Genomic DNA, 16,837 nt, shown 5'->3' with positions numbered 1-16,837 from the left:
TTCCTGACAGGTTGAATCGATCTTATCGGTTTTCAGCCGGCTGTGGGCTGGGTAAAGTGGCTTCATCGTCAAGCCACCCTTCAGCGGGAGTGATTCATGACCCAAGCCCAATACCGCAGCGGCCCTGATACCAACGGCCTGTTTGGCCAGTTCGGTGGCCGCTATGTTGCCGAAACCCTGATGCCGTTGATTCTCGACCTGAACCGCGAATACGAAGCGGCCAAGAACGACCCAGCGTTTCTCGAGGAGCTGGCGTACTTCCAACGCGACTACGTGGGCCGCCCCAGCCCGCTGTACTTCGCCGAGCGCCTGACCGAACACTGCGGCGGCGCCAAGATCTACCTAAAGCGTGAAGAGCTCAACCACACCGGCGCGCACAAGATCAACAACTGCATCGGCCAGATCCTGCTGGCCCGGCGCATGGGCAAGCAACGCATCATCGCCGAGACCGGCGCCGGCATGCATGGTGTAGCGACTGCCACTGTGGCCGCGCGCTTCGGCCTCAAATGCGTGATCTACATGGGCACTACCGATATCGAGCGCCAGCAGGCCAACGTGTTCCGCATGAAGCTGCTGGGCGCCGAGATCATCCCGGTCACCGCAGGCACCGGCACGCTCAAGGACGCTATGAACGAGGCGCTGCGCGACTGGGTGACCAACGTCGAGAGCACCTTCTACCTGATCGGTACCGTCGCAGGCCCGCACCCGTATCCGGCGATGGTGCGCGACTTCCAGGCCGTGATTGGCAAGGAAACCCGCGAACAGATGCAAGCTGCCGAAGGCCGCCTGCCTGACAGCCTGGTCGCGTGCATCGGCGGTGGCTCCAACGCCATGGGCCTGTTCCACCCCTTCCTGGACGACAAGAGCGTGCAGATCATCGGCGTCGAAGCAGCAGGCCACGGCATCGCCACCGGCCAGCATGCCGCCAGCCTCAATGGCGGCCGCCCGGGCGTGCTGCACGGCAACCGCACCTTCCTGTTGCAGGATGAAGACGGCCAGATCATCGACGCCCACTCGATCTCCGCAGGCCTGGACTACCCCGGCATCGGCCCTGAGCACGCCTGGCTGCATGACATCGGGCGGGGCGAATACACGTCGGTCACCGATGACGAGGCCCTGGCAGCGTTTCACCAATGCTGCCGCCTCGAAGGCATCATTCCGGCGCTGGAAAGCGCTCACGCCCTGGCTGAAGTGTTCAAGCGCGCCCCTACGTTGCCCAAGGACCACCTGATGGTGGTGAACCTCTCCGGCCGCGGCGACAAGGACATGCAAACCGTGATGCACCATCTGGACCTTTCGACGCGGGAGAAACACTGATGAGCCGCCTGCAAAGCCGCTTCGACGAGCTCAAGCAAGCCAACCGCGCCGCGCTGGTGACCTTCGTCACCTCCGGCGACCCGGATTACGACACGTCGCTGGCGATTCTCAAGGGCCTGCCGCAGGCAGGCGCCGATGTGATCGAGCTGGGCATGCCGTTCACTGACCCCATGGCGGATGGCCCAGCCATTCAACTGGCCAACATCCGTGCCCTCAAGGCGCGCCAGACCCTGGCCAAGACGCTGCAGATGGCCCGCGACTTCCGCGCAGGTGACCGCAGCACGCCGCTGGTGCTGATGGGCTACTTCAACCCGATCCACAATTACGGTATCGAGCGCTTCATCGCCGATGCGGGCGAGGCTGGCGTCGATGGGCTGATCGTGGTCGACCTGCCGCCAGAGCATAACCACGACCTGTGCGACCCGGCCCAGGCTGCGGGCATCGACTTCATCCGGCTGACTACACCGACCACTGACGACGCGCGGCTGCCTACGGTGCTCAGCGGCAGCTCTGGGTTCGTCTATTACGTGTCGGTGGCGGGTGTGACCGGCGCGGGCTCGGCCACCACCGAGCACGTGACCGAGGCGGTCGCGCGGCTGCGTCGCCACACCGACTTGCCGATCAGCGTGGGCTTCGGCATTCGCACGCCGGAGCAGGCTGCCGATATTGCGAGGCTGGCAGACGGCGTTGTGGTGGGTTCGGCTCTGGTCGATCAGATCGCCAAGGCCGCCACCCCAGGTGAAGCAGTGGAAGGCGTGCTCGGGTTGTGCAAGCAACTGGCTGAAGGCGTGCGTGCTGCGCGCCTGTAACAGCGAACGTAAAGGCTCTGCCAAGGTGGGGTAAAGTTTCTGATACAGAGGAATTCCCTCGGTTTTTCAGGCACTAACGGGCAAGAACACAAGGGCGCGAGCACATAGGGTTCGCGCCCTTTTCGTTGCCCGCACGCGGGCATTGGCTGAGGAAACCTTGATGAAACTGCCCCACTCACTGATTGCCGGCCTGGGTATCGCACTGCTTGCGGCTGCGCCACTGGTTCAAGCCGGGCCAGGCCCGGATGACCATGGCCCAGGCCAGGGCGGCCCAGGAGGACCTGGCGGCCACCCACCGGCCGCGCATGGCCAGCCAAGCGGCGGCCCACAGCCGCCACGCGACTTCGGCCCCGTGCGCCAGAGCATCAGCGACCACCGCGGCGACTTCGGCCAGGGCCGGCCCATGCCGCCGGGCGTGCACCTGGTCAGAGGCCAACCCCTGCCTCACGGCTACGGCCGCCCACTCGACCGCCGTGCCATGGCGCATCTGCCGCGTTACGAAGGCTACGAATGGCGCCGAGTCGGCCCTGATGTAGTGCTGGTGGCCATCGGCACCAGCGTGATCTACGAGATCCTGAGCGGCGTGCTCGACTGACGCGCCTGGCGCCTCAGCGTGCAAAGCGCTCAGGCGCCAATGGGCCAACCTGCTCGACCATCAGCCAATCGACGAAGCGCTGGATCATTCGGCTGCGGCGCTTGCGTTGGGGCACTACCACGTAATAGCCCATGTTCGAACGGGCACTCTCCTGGAACGGCCGGCACAGCAGGCCTTGGTCGAGCAGCGCATCGACCAGGTGCCGCCAACCTATCGCCACACCCTGGCCGGCAATCGCGGCCTGGATCAGCAAGGTGTAGTTATCGAAACGCAACTGCCCCGGCGCAGGCTGTGCTGGGATCTCCCAATACCGGAACAGCCGCGCCCAATCGAACCACTGGCTGCTGGTTTCCCCGCGCAGGTGCAACAGTGGCAAAGCTTGCAGCGCCTTGAGCGGCAAGTGTGCGGCATCCGCTTCCAGAAGCCGGGGGCTGCACACCGGGAATACTTGCTCATCGAACAACCAATGGCTTTCACCCTGGCGAAACCGGCCATCGCCAAACAGCACGGCAATATCGATATCGCTGCGCAACATGCCGTGGCTGCGTTCGGAGGTCACAAGGCTTACGTCCACCTGCGGGTGTGCCTGATGAAAGCGATGCAATCGCGGCATCAGCCAATAAGCGGCGAAGGCGAAATCGGTCGCGACCTGCAGTACCTCATGCTGGCCCTGAGCAGTGATCGCGCCCAGGCCCGTATCGATGTTCTGCAAGCCTGCCTGTACGTGCTCGAACAGCGTGGCGCCGGCGTCGGTCAGGTCGATGCCCCGGTAAACCCGGTCGAACAGGCGTACGGCCAGTTGCTCTTCAAGGCGCTTGATCTGTTGGCTGATGGCCGGCTGAGTGGTGCCCAGTTCTGCGGCTGCGGCGGTGAAGCTGCGATGCCGCGCGGCGGCTTCGAAGGCGCGCAACGCGTCGAGCGATACCACACCAAGGCTCTCAAACATAAGTTGTGCTTATCCTAGGCATTATCGAGTGCGGGATTTACGCCACGAGCCACGGCGCTTCATCCTGCGTTCAGCAATATCGCATAACCCACCACAATGGAACGCTGCGATCTTATGAAGCGCAAGAACATTCTTTTCCTGATGGCCGACCAGATGGCCGCACCCTGCTGCCGTTTTACGCGCCGTCTCCGATCAAGTTGCCTCACCTGTCGCGCCTGGCGAGCGAAGCCGTGCTGTTCGACTCCGCCTATTGCAACAGCCCGCTGTGCGCGCCTTCACGCTTTACCTTGGTCAGCGGCCAATTGCCGAGCAAGATCGGCGCCTACGACAACGCAGCCGACTTTGCGGCGGACGTCCCCACCTATGCCCACTACCTGCGCAAGCTGGGCTACCACACGGCGCTCTCCGGAAAGATGCACTTCTGTGGCCCCGACCAATTGCACGGCTACGAACAGCGCCTGACCAGCGACATCTACCCCGCCGACTACGGATGGGCGGTGAACTGGGACGAGCCTGACGTACGCCCCAGCTGGTATCACAACATGTCGTCGGTGTTGCAAGCCGGGCCCTGCGTGCGCACCAACCAGCTCGACTTCGACGAAGAAGTGGTATTCAAGGCCCAGCAATACCTTTACGACCACGTGCGCGAGGCCAGCGGCCAGCCGTTCTGCCTGACCGTGTCGATGACCCACCCGCACGACCCGTACACCATTCCCAAGCCGTTCTGGGACCTGTACGGCGACGACGACATTCCGATGCCGGCGAACGTACCCGATCAGCAGGCGCTCGACCCCCACTCTCAGCGCCTGCTCAAGGTCTACGATCTCTGGGCAAACCGCTGCCGGAAAACAAGATCCGCGACGCTCGCCGTGCCTACTTCGGCGCATGCAGTTACATCGATCATAACGTCGGGCGGCTGCTGGCCACGTTGGAGGAGTGTGGTTTGGCCGATGACACCATCATCGTGTTCTCCGGCGACCATGGCGACATGCTTGGCGAGCGGGGGCTCTGGTACAAGATGCACTGGTTCGAGATGTCGGCGCGGGTACCTTCGCTGATCCACGCACCGGGCCAGTTCCCCGCCAGGCGGGTGAGCGCCTCGGTGTCCACTGCCGACCTGCTGCCAACGCTGGTGGAGCTGGCGGGTGGCGAGGTACAGCCACAGTTGCCGCTCGATGGCCGCTCGCTGCTGGGCCACCTCGACGGCAGCGGAGCTCACGACGGGGTATTCGGCGAGTACATGGCCGAGGGCACCAACAGCCCTCTGATGATGATCCGCCGGGGCGACTACAAATTCATCTACAGTGAGGCCGACCCTTGCCTGCTCTACAACGTGCGGCAAGATCCGCAAGAGCGTGAGGACCTGAGCACAGCGCCTGATCATCGCGAGCTGTTCGACCGGTTCCTTGCCGAGGCGCGGGACAAATGGGACATGCCGGCGATCCATCAGCAAGTGCTGGCCAGCCAGCGTCGGCGCCGCTTCGTCGCCGCCTCGCTCGCTCAAGGGCAACTCAAGAGCTGGGATCACCAGCCGCTGGTCGATGCCAGCCAGCAATACATGCGCAACCATATCGACCTGGACGATCTGGAGCGCAGGGCACGTTATCCACAACCCTGCCAATCCGAGTAAAAAGGGGAAGCCATGAAGACGATAACCACCGTGATGGCCGCAAGCGTAATGGCGATGAGCGCCGGCGCCTGGGCTGAGGACAGCTGTAGCCCGGTCAAGATGGCCGACCCGGGTTGGAGCGACATTGCCGCCACCAACGCCATCACCAGTTTTCTGCTCGAGGGCATGGGCTATCAGGTAAAAGTGGATTCGCTGGCAGTGCCCATCACCTATGGTGGCTTGCGCGACGGCCAGGTGGACGTCTTCCTCGGTAACTGGATGCCGGCTCAACAAGGTTTCCACGATCAGTTCATCGCCAACGGCAAAGTGGTGCAGTTGGCCAAGAATCTGGAGGGCACCGAATTCACGCTGGCAGTGCCGGACTACGTGTACAACGCCGGCGTGCACTGACTTCGCTGACCTCGACAAGCAAGCAGACAAGTTCGATCACAAGATTTACGGCATTGGCGCGGGCGCGCCGGCCAATCAGTCGCTGCAGGAAATCATCAAGAAAAACGACTTCCACCTGGGCGAATGGAAGCTCACCGAGTCCAGCGAGCAGGCCATGTTGGCCGAAGTGGACCGCGCCGTACGCCGAGAAAAATTCATCGTGTTCCTGGGCTGGCAGCCGCACCCGATGAATGTGAAGTTGAAGATGAAGTACCTCACTGGCGGCGAGAATACTTCGGGTCCACCGGCAGCGTGTTCACCCTGACCCGCCCGGGCTATGCCCAGGCCTGCCCGCAAGTGGGCAAGTTGCTGACCCAGCTGATGTTCACGCCCGAGATGGAAAACACCATCATGGCGGACGTGGTGGACACCAAGAAAAGCAACGCAGAGGCAGCCAAGGCCTGGCTCAAGGCACATCCCGAGGTGTTGGATAAGTGGCTGGCCGGTGTGAAGACAGTTGACGGCAAGGATGCGCTCGAGGCGGTGAAGGCCCGGCTCTGAGCGTGAGGTTCAGTGGGAGGCCGGCTTGCCAGACGCCGTGTAACGGGCGACGTGATGCCCTGAAATCAGCATGTCGCGCGGCAAGCCTCCCTTCCACCTGGAAAACAGTGGCATCTGCCAAGTGCTCTGGGGGTGTTTTAGCCTAACTGCTCGCGCAACTGGCGAAGCACCACCGCGCTGTCCACATCTACCCCTCGCCAGGCACGGAACGCCACCGCCGCCTGCTCTACCAGCATGCCCAAACCGTCGATTGCCTGAGCCGCCCCATGCTCGGTCGCCCATCGCAGGAAGGGCGTAGGCTCCTTGCCATACATCATGTCGTAGCACAGCGTGCGGCCCGGCGCGATGAGGCTGGCCGCGAGCGGCGGCAGCTCGCCAGCCAGGCTGGCGGCAGTGGCATTGATGATCAGGTCGAAAGGCTCTGCCAGCACGCCAAAAGCACTGGCACTCACGGGGCCCAGTTCAGCGAACATTTCCGCCAGCAGCTCAGCCTTCTCCAAGGTACGGTTGGCAATGACCAGCGCCTCGGGTTCTTGCTCAAGCAATGGCTCCAGCACCCCGCGCACCGCCCCTCCTGCGCCGAGCAGCAAAATGCGCTTGCCCACCAGCGTGGCGCCGGCATTGCTCATCAGGTCACGCACCAGGCCTTCGCCGTCGGTGTCGTCACCCGCAGGCTGCCATCTTCCAGGCGGCTGAGCATGTTCACCGCACCGGCTCGCTTGGCTCGCTCGGTCAGCTCGTCACACAGGCGAAAAGCTTCTTCCTTGAACGGTACGGTCACGTTGCCGCCCAGGCCGCCCTGATGAAAGAAATCCTTGGCGCAGGCTGTGAAACCGTCCAGCGGCGCCAGCTGGGTGCTGTAGTCGAGCTGTTGGCTGGCTTGTTCGGCGAACAGGCGGTGGATCAACGGCGATTTACTGTGGGCAATCGGGTTTCCAAATACGACGTAGCGGTCCATTACAGGCACTTCCCGTGGTCAGGCGCGTGATTGTCAGGGGTCAGGCCGAGCCAGTCGCGGTCCTGAAGAAAGTAGTCGGTCAGCCGCGCTTCCGCGCTGCCTGGGGCGGGGCGCCAATCGTAGCCCCAACGTACCTGAGGAGGCAGGGACATCAGGATCGACTCGGTTCGCCCGCCCGATTGCAGGCCAAACAACGTGCCGCGGTCGTAGACGAGATTGAACTCGACATAGCGGCCACGGCGAAACTCCTGAAATTCACGCTGCTCGGGCGTCCAGGCAAGATGGCGGCGGCGCTGCACAATGGGCAAATAAGCTTCGATGTAGGCGTCACCGATGGCCCGCATGAAGGCAAAGCTGGTGTCGAAATCCCATTCGTTCAGGTCGTCGAAGAACAGCCCGCCGATGCCGCGTGGCTCGCCGCGGTGCTTGAGGTGGAAGTAGCGGTCGCACCAGGCCTTGTAACGCGGGTAAACGTCGGCGCCGAAAGGCGCACAGGCGCGCTCGGCCACCCGGTGCCAATGCACGCAGTCTTCTTCATGAGCGTAATAAGGCGTGAGGTCGAAGCCGCCACCAAACCACCAAACCGGCTCTTCACCTTCTTTTTCGGCAATGAAGAAGCGCACGTTGGCGTGAGAGGTCGGGATGTGGGGGTTGTGCGGGTGGATCACCAGCGACACCCCCAGCGCCTCGAACCCACGCCCGGCGAGTTCCGGCCGGTGCGCACTGGCCGACGGCGGCAGGCCAGCACCGAAGACATGTGAGAAATTGACCCCGCCCTTTTCGATCAACGTACCTTCAGCCATCACCCGCGTGCGGCCACCGCCACCGGCCTCGCGCACCCACGCCTCTTCAGTGAAGGAGGCGCCGCCATCTTCGGCTTGAAGTGCCTGGCAAATGCGGTCTTGCAGGTCGAGCAAATAGGCTTTGACGGCTTCGGTACGGGGTGGCTCATGAACTGACCTCGACGCGAGGGGCCCCAGTGGCACTGCCGGGCCCGGTTAAAACGGCCCACAGCATATCACCGAGGCGGCCGCTCAGCAGTTGACGAAGCCTGCGCAAAGGCGTCCGATAGGTGTTTTGCCCTTGCCCGAAGGAGATCACCATGGCCAAACGTATCCAGTTCGACGCCACCGGCGGCCCGGAAGTATTGCAATACGTCGACTACACCCCGGCCGAGCCGGGCCCGAATGAAGTGCGCGTTCGCAACAAGGCCATTGGCCTCAACTACATCGACACTTACTTCCGTGGTGGCCTCTATCCGATCTCCAACTTTCCATCAGGCCTGGGTACAGAAGCGGCAGGTGAGATCGAGGCGGTGGGCAGCGCAGTGACCCATCTGAAAGTCGGCGACCGCGTTGCCCATGCTGGCGGCCCATTGGGAGCGTACAGCGACGTACACGTGCTGCCCTCCAACGTGCTGGTCAAATTGCCCGAGGCGATCTCTTTCGAGCAGGCGGCCGCTGTGATGCTCAAGGGCCTGACCGTGCAATACCTGCTGCGCCAGACCTACCGGCTGGAAGCCGGCGAGACTATTTTGTTTCATGCGGCAGCAGGCGGTGTCGGGCTGCTGGCCTGCCAATGGGCCAAGGCGTTGGGCGCCAGGGTGATCGGCACCGTCAGCTCCCCGGAGAAGGCCGCCAAGGCAAAAGCCGCTGGTGCCTGGGAAGTGATCGACTATAGCCATGAGAACGTTGCCCAGCGCGTGCTGGAGCTGACCGACGGCAAGAAATGCCCGGTGGTGTACGACGGCGTAGGCAAGGACACATGGGAAACCTCGCTCGACTGCGTAGCCCCGCGTGGCTTGCTGGTCAGCTTCGGTAACGCGTCCGGCGCGGTAAGTGGGGTAAATCTTGGCGTGCTGTCGAGCAAGGGCTCGCTCTATGTGACTCGCCCGACCTTGGCCACTTATGCGGTGCCTTCCGCGTTGCAAGGCATGGCCGACGAGCTGTTCGGCATGATCACCAGTGGCAAGCTCAACATCGAGATCAACCAGCGCTACCCGCTGGCCGAAGCCGCCAAGGCGCACACCGAGCTTTCCGGCCGGCGCACTACCGGCTCGACCATCCTCTTGCCCTAGGCTTTGTACGAAACCGCCTGAAACTTGGTTATGCCGCGTTGAAAACCGGCTCGGAATGCTCATTGACAACCAGTCAACTCCGCTTCCTCGCCGGTTTTCGCCTTGCCTAACCTGCGTTTCAGTCAGTTTCGTACAGAGCCTAAGGGCGGATGACTTCACCCGAGCGCAGGTCGCGGATCACGCTCGGGTTCTTGCGCCCGCCCAGGTGCCCACCGAGCACATGATCGACCTGGCCTCGGAAATACTGCTCGATACGCAAGCGCGTGCGGGCAGGGTCCTTGCCCTGGGGGTTGGCGGAGGTCGAGACGATCGGCCCGACCAGCGCACACAGCTCCCGCACCAGCGGGTGGTCGCTGACCCGCACCGCAACGCTGTCATGCTGGCCGGTGATCCATTCCGGGAGCAGGTCGCGGTGGGGGACCAACCAGGTATTGGGGCCTGGCCAGGTACAAGCCATCTTGTCGAGCCAGTCCTGTGGATAATCTTCGAACAGGAAGTCGAACTGGCGGATGTTGTCGGCGATGAGGATCAGCCCCTTGGCCATGGGCCGCGACTTGATCGCCAGCAGGCGAATCACCGCCTCCTCATCCCATGGGTCACACCCCAGGCCCCAGACAGCCTCGGTCGGATAGGCCAGCACCGCACCTGCGCGTATCGCTCGTGCGGCCTGCTGCGTGCGCCAACTGCTCACCATGTCTGTCACTCCCCGTTTCAACGTGCGCGCAGTGTATCCGGCAGCGGGCGGGCAAACCATCGCCCGGCTTCAGAAACGACCTGCCCGGTGATTTCGAGTTCAGTGAGTGCGGCCAGCAAGCGTGGCAACGACCAGCCCAGGTCACGTGCCAGTGCTTCACTGCCGCGGGCACCGGCGGCCAGCTCGCGAAGTATCGGGTCGTCCACGGTCGCCGGAGCGGGCAGGGCGGCACTGTGGGAAGTCCAGCCACTGAGCCCCTCCAGAATGTGCTCCACGCTCTCTACCAGTTGCGCGCCATCGCGGATCAACTGGTGGCAACCCCTGGCGCCAGGATGATGGATGGAACCGGGCACGGCATACACCTCCCGGCCCTGCTCGGCGGCCAGGCGCGCAGTGATGAGCGACCCGCTGGCCAATTGGGCCTCCACCACCAGTACACCGACGCTCAGGCCGCTGATCAAACGGTTGCGGCGTGGGAAGTTGTCTTTGGCCGGAGTAGTTGCCAGCGGATACTCGGAAACCAGCGCGCCACCCGCCTCGACCAATTCTTCCGCCAGGCCCTTGTGACGCTGTGGATAAATATTCTCGAGGCCCGTGCCCAGCACTGCGATGGTGCCGCCCCCAGCCTTGATCGCCCCCCGATGCGCTGCGCCATCTATACCCAGGGCCAGCCCGCTGGTGACCACAAAACCGGCTTTCGCCAATGCCTGGGCGAATGCCTGCGCGTTGTCCAGGCCTGGCGTGCTGGCACGGCGGCTGCCAACGATGGCGAGCTGCGGGCGTTCCAACAATGCGGGGTTGCCACGCACAAAGAGCAGTGGCGGGGGTCGGCAATTTCCTTGAGCAGGGCTGGGTAGATCGAGGCGTCCCAAGCGAGCAAATGCCGGCCTGGTTGGTCCAGCCAGCGGCTGGCGGCCAAGGCGGCGTCCCTAATTATGGGTTCGCGGCGTGCTGCGGCGCTACTGGCTTTCAGGCCCAACGCGCGCCAGGCTGCGGCGGGAGCCGCCAGTGCGGCGCAACCGCTGCCAAAGGCCTGGATCAGGCGAGCGAAGTGGATAGCACCGATATCGGGAAGCAAATGCAGGCGCAGGCGAGCATCCAGCTCGGCGGGCGAATGCCCGCAGGGGTCGAACAATGGCATGTGATCATCCTTGATCTCTGCGTCACAGGCTCAAATGCACAGCCTGTGGATAACTCTGTTGATGAATGTTGTACAAACGCCACTATGGGTTGGTGACTTTGTCCATGATTGACAGGGAACGGTTGGCGTTGAGCACTAGACCATAGCTGAGTTTTTCGTAGGTGCGGAACACCATCAGCATCCCCGCGCGTTCGTCAGGCACTTTCACCTGCTCGCCGGTGACTCGGTCACGGACCGTTTCCCCGGTCTTGTAGATGGCAAGCACGTTGCCCTCGACGAGCCCATCGCGGCGGCCGCGATTCAAGGTCACCACATCGTATTTGCCGATCTGCGTCACACCGCGGGGCACGTCCAGGATCGTGCCATGCACTTCGCGGGTGGGCGGGCTGGGGTAGAAGAACGAGTTCACCGGCGTCAGGCCGGTCGGGAACAACCGATCACCCAGGCGCACTTCGGCGTTGGAGGCCTGCAAGGCGAGGGTGGCTACGTCGCCCTCGGTGGCGATCACCTCGGCGCCGCCGATGTTGTCGGCGTTGATGCCCAGCACCTCATGAGTGGCCGGGTCGAAGTAGGTCTTGCCCTGGCGGAAGATCCCGTAGGCGCTCTGGTCTGGTGCAAACTGCCCGCGCCCATAGATGCGATCGCCTCGCCCGCTGAGTACACGCTCCTGATTGCCGGCGACGATGTAGGGGGCACGGGCAAAATCTTCCGCAGAATCCACTACGCGGTTGTCGAGAAGAAAGGCGTTGATTGCCCCGAGCGGAATGGTCGGGATCGCTTCGGCGACCGGGCTGGTACGCACGGTTGGCGAGAGCTCGATGGTGCCCCGTGACGCGCCGCGCTGCACCGAAAGCCGTGGCTGGCCATCGACGAAGGTGAGCACCAGAGTATCGCCGGGGTAGATCAGGTCGGGGTTGGCAATCTGCGGGTTGGCATGCCAGATCTCGGGCCACTGCCAGGGCTTGCTGAGGAACCTGCCGGAAATGTCCCAGAGTGTGTCGCCCTGGACTACCGTGTAGCGCTCCGGATAACCGTCCCTGAGTTGCACTTGCGCCTGCGCAAGGCCGCTGGCGGCCAACAACAGCAGGGCCAGTAGTGATTTCCTCATGCCGTGAATCCCTTTATCATGTACGCATTCGTCAATGCCCGCGCCCGGCGGGTCGCCCCTGAGCGCATCGCTGACATTACCTTAAAGTACGGCACTTGAGCATATGGCTATTTTAAACATTCTCGAATTCCCGGACCCTCGCCTGCGCACCCTCGCCAAGCCTGTGGCCGAGGTCGACGACAGCCTGCGCCAGTTGATCGACGACATGTTCGAAACCATGTACGACGCCCCTGGCATCGGCCTGGCCGCTACCCAGGTCAACGTGCACAAGCGCGTGGTGGTCATGGACCTGTCCGAAGATCGTAGCGAACCTCTGGTGTTCATCAACCCGGAGTTCGAATCGCTGACCGACCAGATGGACCAGTATCAGGAAGGCTGCCTCTCCGTACCGGGCTTCTACGAAAACGTCGACCGCCCGCAAAAGGTCAGGATCAACGCGCTGGGCCGTGATGGCCAACCGTTTGAAATGATCGCCGAGGGTTTGCTGGCAGTCTGCATCCAGCACGAGTGCGACCACCTCAATGGCAAGCTGTTCGTCGATTACCTGTCGACGCTCAAGCGCGACCGGATCAAGAAGAAGCTGGAAAAACAGCAACGCCAGCAAGCTTGACCACCCACTTCAACAAAGGCTTGCCCCGGCAAGCCTTTTTTATTTGATGGTTCGAACCGATGCGCATCGTTTTTGCCGGAACACCTGAATTTGCTGCCGAACACTTGAAGGCGCTGCTGGCCAGTGACCATGACGTGATCGCCGTCTACACCCAACCCGACCGCCCGGCGGGGCGCGGGCAAAAGCTGATGCCAAGCCCGGTGAAGCAGTTGGCCGTGGAGCATGGTATCGAGGTGTATCAGCCGCCCAGCCTCAAGCCTGTCGAGGCCCAGCAAGTGCTGGCGGCGCTGCAACCGGATCTGATGGTGGTGGTCGCCTACGGCCTGATCCTGCCGCAGGCAGTGCTCGACATCCCGCGCCTGGGTTGCATCAACAGCCATGCCTCGTTGCTGCCCCGCTGGCGCGGCGCGGCGCCCATCCAGCGGGCCGTGCAGGCAGGTGACGCAGAGAGCGGCGTGACGGTGATGCGCATGGAAGCCGGCCTTGACACCGGCCCGATGCTGCTCAAAGTGAGTACCCCGATCAGCGCCGGAGACACCGGCGGGAGCTTGCATGATCGCCTGGCGCAGATGGGCCCTGGCGCGGTGCTGCAGGCAATCGAAGGCCTGGCCGCCGGCACGCTGCACGGCGAGCGGCAGGACGACTCGCTGGCCACCTATGCGCACAAGCTCAACAAGGACGAAGCGCGCCTGGATTGGCAACTGAGCGCAGCTGAACTGGAGCGCGCCATTCGCGCGTTCTTCCCTTGGCCGGTCTGCCACAGCACGCTCAACGGTGAACCCGTCAAGGTGCTGGCTGCGGGCGTGGAAGAGGGCAACGGCCAGCCCGGTGAGGTGATCGCTGTGGATAAAACCGGCCTGCTGGTCGCCTGCGGCCAGGGCGCACTGCGCCTGACACGCCTGCAATTGCCCGGTGGCAAGCCACTGGCGTTCAGCGACCTGTTCAACAGCCGCCGCGAGCAATTCGCCCTCGGCACGGTGCTGGGCCAATGAGCCCGCGCCTGGCGGCTGCACGGGCACTGGCCGCAGTGCTGGCCGGTAAAGCGTCGCTGGGTAGCTCGCTACCGCCGCAGTTGGCCAAGGTCGAGCCGCGCGACCGTGGCCTGGCCCAGGACCTCGCCTTCGGCGCCGCACGCTGGGAGCCGGCGCTGTCGTTGCTGATCGGCAAACTGATGCAAAAGCCTTTCAAGGCCAACGACCTGGATCTCCAGGCGCTGTTGCTGGTGGGCCTTTATCAGTTGCTGCACAGCCGCGTGCCGGCGCACGCCGCTATCGCTGAAACCGTTGCCTGCGCCGACAAGCTAGAGAAGCCTTGGGCCAAGGGCCTGCTCAATGCCGTGCTGCGCAACGCGCAGCGTGATGGCGCGCAAACATTGCAGGACATGAGCAACGACCCGGTCGCACGCACTGCTTACCCGCGCTGGCTGCAGAAGGCCCTCAAGGCCGCCTGGCCAGAGCAGTGGGAAGCGCTTTGCCTGGCAAGCAATGCACACCCGCCCATGACCTTGCGCGTGAACGTGCGCCACCAACAACGTGACCATTACCTGCGCCTGCTGGATCAGGCCGGCATCGCGGCCCAGCCTTGTGCTTTCAGCGCCGACGGCGTGACGCTGGCCCAGGCCTGTGACGTGGACCAGTTGCCAGGCTTCGCTGAAGGCTGGGCCAGCGTGCAGGATGAAGCCGCGCAATTGGCAGCCGGGTTGCTGGAGCTCAAGCCCGGCCAACGGGTGCTCGACGCCTGCTGCGCGCCTGGCGGCAAAACCTGCCACATGCTCGAGCAAGAGCCCGGGCTGGCCGAGGTGGTAGGTATCGATCTTGAGCCCAAACGCCTGGTACGCGTGCAGGACAACCTCGCACGCCTGGGGCTGCAGGCCACCCTCATCGCTGCTGACGGCCGCGAGGCCAGCGCCTGGTGGGACGGCAAACCCTTCCAGCGCATCCTGCTCGACGCACCCTGTTCTGCCACTGGCGTGATCCGCCGCCACCCCGACATCAAGCTGGCCCGCCAGCCCGATGGCATTCCGGCGCTGGCCCAGCTGCAAGGCGAGCTGCTCGACGCCCTGTGGAAAACCCTGGAAGTCGGCGGCGTGCTGGTCTATGCCACCTGCTCGGTGCTGCCGGCCGAGAACAGCGAGAACATCGCTGCGTTCCTGGCTCGCACCCCGGGCGCGCGTGAGCTGGCACTGCCCACCGGGGCAGGCATCCCCCAGCCACATGGGCGCCAGTTGTTCCCCCAGGAAGGCGGCCACGATGGGTTCTATTACGCCAAACTGATCAAGATCGCCGCCGCCGCGGCCTGACGGGAGCCGATCATGAAGATCATCATTCTGGGTGCCGGCCAGGTTGGCGGCACGCTGGCCGAGTACCTGGCCAGCGAGGCCAACGACATCACGGTAGTGGACACCGATGGCGACCGCCTGCGTACCCTCGGTGATCGCCTGGACATCCGCACCGTGCAAGGCCGTGGCTCCTTTCCCACGGTGCTGCGCCAGGCCGGCGCCGAGGATGCCGACATGCTGGTGGCCGTCACCAGCAGCGATGAGTCCAACATGGTCGCCTGCCAGGTGGCGTACACGCTGTTTCACACCCCCACCCGCATTGCCCGGGTGCGCGAGTCGGCCTACCTCACGCGGGCAGGCCTGTTCGACAACGACGCCATTCCCGTGGACGTGTTGATCAGCCCCGAACAGGTGGTCACCAACTACATCCGGCGCCTCATCGAGCACCCTGGGGCCTTGCAAGTGATCGACTTCGCCGAAGGCAAGGCACAGTTGGTGGCGGTGAAGGCTTACTACGGCGGCCCGCTGGTAGGCCAGCAACTGCGCCAGATTCGCCAGCACATGCCTAACGTAGACACGCGCGTGGCGGCGATCTTTCGCCGTGACCGGCCCATCACACCACGCGGCGACACCGTGATCGAAGCCGACGACGAGGTGTTCTTCATCGCGGCGCGCAACGACATCCGAGCCGTGATGGGCGAGCTGCGCACACTGGATCAGAACAACAAGCGCATCGTCATCGCAGGCGGTGGCCATATCGGCGAGCGGCTGGCCGAAGCCATCGAAAGCCGCTACCAGGTGAAGATCATCGAGATGAGCCCGGCGCGCTGCCGCCAGCTTTCGGACACCCTCGACAGCACGGTGGTGCTGCAAGGCAGTGCTTCGGATCGCGACCTGCTGCTGGAAGAGAACATCGCCCAGGCGGATATCTTCCTGGCGCTGACCAACGATGACGAGGCCAACATCATGTCGTCGCTGCTGGCCAAGCGGCTGGGTGCGCGCAAGGTGATGACGATCATCAACAACCCGGCCTATGTCGACCTGATCCAGGGGGGCGAGATCGACATCGCCATCAGCCCGCAGTTGGCGACCATCGGTACGTTGCTCACGCACGTGCGCCGCGGCGATATCGTCAGCGTGCACTCATTGCGCAGGGGCGCGGCCGAGGCCATCGAAGCCATTGCCCACGGTGATGCCCGTTCGAGCAAGGTGGTGGGGCGCGCCATCGGGCAGATCAACCTGCCCAGCGGGACCACCATCGGCGCGATCATCCGCGCCGATGAGGTGCTGATCGCCCATGACAGCACCGTGATCGAGAGTGGTGATCACGTCATCCTGTTCGTTGTGGATAAAAAGCAGATTCGCGATGTGGAAAAACTCTTCCACGTCGGTTTGAGTTTCTTCTAGGAGAGCACCAGATGATCGAATCCCTGGAGAAAATGCTGGCCAAGGGTGTGGATAACTCACTGTTGCGCTTTGGCCTGGGCAAAGCCTACCTGGACCAGGGCGATTACCCGCAGGCGGCAGAGCATCTGGCACGCTGCGTTGCACATGACGCCAAGTACTCGGCCGCGTGGAAGCTTTTGGGCAAAGCACACAGGGCGGCTGGCGATCCCACCGCTGCCCGCCAGGCCTGGGAGCAGGGGATCGAAGCGGCTCGAGGGCAGGGCGATAAGCAGGCGGAAAAGGAGATGGCTGTGTTTCTGCGCAAGCTGAGTTGAGCAAAAAAACTCAACGAGACAAC

15 protein-coding genes and 4 pseudogenes are annotated in these 16,837 nt (G+C 63.5%); 13 read left to right on the top strand and 6 right to left on the bottom strand.

All coding sequences use genetic code 11. The annotated features are described in order from the left end of the window. Positions 1 to 96: 96 nt before the first annotated feature. From trpB to LN139_RS21550, 3 genes are all read left to right on the top strand, one after another. A complete protein-coding gene (trpB, locus tag LN139_RS21560; protein ID WP_236356841.1) occupies positions 97 to 1,317 on the top strand; it encodes a tryptophan synthase subunit beta in 1,221 nt (406 codons plus the stop codon). After that, positions 1,317 to 2,126 carry a tryptophan synthase subunit alpha gene (gene trpA / locus LN139_RS21555; protein WP_236356839.1) on the top strand — a complete coding sequence of 270 codons (810 nt, stop codon included), beginning with the start codon at positions 1,317 to 1,319 and terminating at the stop codon, positions 2,124 to 2,126. The genes trpB and trpA overlap by 1 nt, the downstream gene beginning before the upstream one ends. A gap of 160 nt (positions 2,127 to 2,286) precedes the next feature. Continuing rightward, positions 2,287 to 2,721, top strand: coding sequence for an anti-virulence regulator CigR family protein (locus tag LN139_RS21550; protein ID WP_236356837.1), 435 nt, complete (start codon positions 2,287 to 2,289; stop codon positions 2,719 to 2,721). Between the two features lie 13 nt (positions 2,722 to 2,734). On the opposite strand, the gene LN139_RS21545 is transcribed toward LN139_RS21550, so the two are convergent. Next, positions 2,735 to 3,667, bottom strand: coding sequence for a choline sulfate utilization transcriptional regulator (locus tag LN139_RS21545; protein WP_236356835.1), 933 nt, complete (start codon positions 3,665 to 3,667; stop codon positions 2,735 to 2,737). 114 nt (positions 3,668 to 3,781) lie between these two features. Here LN139_RS21545 and betC point away from each other — a divergent pair. The 3 genes and pseudogenes from betC (at position 3,782) to LN139_RS21530 (ending at position 6,227) form a co-directional block, all read left to right on the top strand. Then, positions 3,782 to 5,297, top strand: a pseudogene (gene betC / locus LN139_RS24990) (choline-sulfatase). 12 nt (positions 5,298 to 5,309) lie between these two features. Then, entirely contained in the window at positions 5,310 to 5,687 is a 378-nt protein-coding gene (locus tag LN139_RS25890) for a glycine betaine ABC transporter substrate-binding protein (RefSeq protein WP_442964349.1), read from the top strand. Next, positions 5,581 to 6,227 (top strand): annotated as a pseudogene (locus LN139_RS21530) (glycine betaine ABC transporter substrate-binding protein). Before LN139_RS25890 ends, LN139_RS21530 begins: the two are co-directional and overlap by 107 nt. 137 nt (positions 6,228 to 6,364) lie before the next feature. On the opposite strand, the pseudogene aroE reads toward LN139_RS21530, so the two are convergent. Together aroE and hemF are read right to left on the bottom strand one after the other, a co-directional pair. Then, positions 6,365 to 7,185, bottom strand: a pseudogene (gene aroE, locus LN139_RS21525) (shikimate dehydrogenase). Beyond that, positions 7,185 to 8,165 (bottom strand): oxygen-dependent coproporphyrinogen oxidase, encoded by a 981-nt coding sequence (hemF, locus tag LN139_RS21520; RefSeq protein ID WP_236360559.1) that lies wholly within the window; start codon positions 8,163 to 8,165, stop codon positions 7,185 to 7,187. Before hemF ends, aroE begins: the two are co-directional and overlap by 1 nt. Positions 8,166 to 8,287: 122 nt before the next feature. On the opposite strand from hemF, the gene LN139_RS21515 reads away from it, so the two are divergent. Next, complete coding sequence (locus tag LN139_RS21515) at positions 8,288 to 9,262, top strand: NADPH:quinone reductase (protein WP_236356833.1); 975 nt, start codon at positions 8,288 to 8,290, stop codon at positions 9,260 to 9,262. A gap of 139 nt (positions 9,263 to 9,401) precedes the next feature. On the opposite strand, the gene LN139_RS21510 is transcribed toward LN139_RS21515, so the two are convergent. Both LN139_RS21510 and dprA read right to left on the bottom strand, forming a co-directional pair. Beyond that, entirely contained in the window at positions 9,402 to 9,956 is a 555-nt protein-coding gene (locus LN139_RS21510; RefSeq protein ID WP_236356831.1) for an L-threonylcarbamoyladenylate synthase, read from the bottom strand. Between the two features lie 17 nt (positions 9,957 to 9,973). Beyond that, a pseudogene (dprA, locus tag LN139_RS21505) lies at positions 9,974 to 11,097 on the bottom strand (DNA-processing protein DprA). On the opposite strand from dprA, the gene LN139_RS21500 reads away from it, so the two are divergent. Then, positions 11,008 to 11,193, top strand: coding sequence for a hypothetical protein (locus tag LN139_RS21500; RefSeq protein WP_236360615.1), 186 nt, complete (start codon positions 11,008 to 11,010; stop codon positions 11,191 to 11,193). The pseudogene dprA and the gene LN139_RS21500 sit on opposite strands and share 90 nt — an antisense overlap. Here LN139_RS21500 and LN139_RS21495 read toward each other — a convergent pair. Next, positions 11,180 to 12,205, bottom strand: a complete 1,026-nt coding sequence (locus tag LN139_RS21495; protein ID WP_236356810.1) for a LysM peptidoglycan-binding domain-containing protein — start codon at positions 12,203 to 12,205, stop codon at positions 11,180 to 11,182. The genes LN139_RS21500 and LN139_RS21495 overlap by 14 nt on opposite strands. Positions 12,206 to 12,308: 103 nt before the next feature. Here LN139_RS21495 and def point away from each other — a divergent pair, with 103 nt between their 5' ends. Genes def through LN139_RS21470 form a run of 5 tightly spaced genes read left to right on the top strand, consistent with a single transcriptional unit; the run spans position 12,309 to position 16,814 of the window. Further along, complete coding sequence (gene def / locus LN139_RS21490) at positions 12,309 to 12,815, top strand: peptide deformylase (protein ID WP_236356808.1); 507 nt, start codon at positions 12,309 to 12,311, stop codon at positions 12,813 to 12,815. Between the two features lie 59 nt (positions 12,816 to 12,874). Then, positions 12,875 to 13,807: a methionyl-tRNA formyltransferase gene (gene fmt / locus LN139_RS21485; RefSeq protein WP_236356798.1), complete on the top strand. Its 933-nt coding sequence runs from the start codon at positions 12,875 to 12,877 to the stop codon at positions 13,805 to 13,807. Further along, positions 13,804 to 15,114 (top strand): 16S rRNA (cytosine(967)-C(5))-methyltransferase RsmB, encoded by a 1,311-nt coding sequence (rsmB, locus tag LN139_RS21480; RefSeq protein WP_236356795.1) that lies wholly within the window; start codon positions 13,804 to 13,806, stop codon positions 15,112 to 15,114. The genes fmt and rsmB overlap by 4 nt, the downstream gene beginning before the upstream one ends. A gap of 12 nt (positions 15,115 to 15,126) precedes the next feature. Further along, positions 15,127 to 16,500, top strand: a complete 1,374-nt coding sequence (gene trkA, locus LN139_RS21475; RefSeq protein ID WP_236356792.1) for a Trk system potassium transporter TrkA — start codon at positions 15,127 to 15,129, stop codon at positions 16,498 to 16,500. 11 nt (positions 16,501 to 16,511) lie between these two features. Next, positions 16,512 to 16,814 (top strand): tetratricopeptide repeat protein, encoded by a 303-nt coding sequence (locus LN139_RS21470; protein WP_236356790.1) that lies wholly within the window; start codon positions 16,512 to 16,514, stop codon positions 16,812 to 16,814. Positions 16,815 to 16,837: the final 23 nt, after the last annotated feature.

The organism is Pseudomonas sp. KNUC1026, assembly GCF_021650705.1.
Lineage (GTDB): Bacteria > Pseudomonadota > Gammaproteobacteria > Pseudomonadales > Pseudomonadaceae > Aquipseudomonas.
This window is presented reverse-complemented; position numbering and strand designations above follow the sequence as displayed.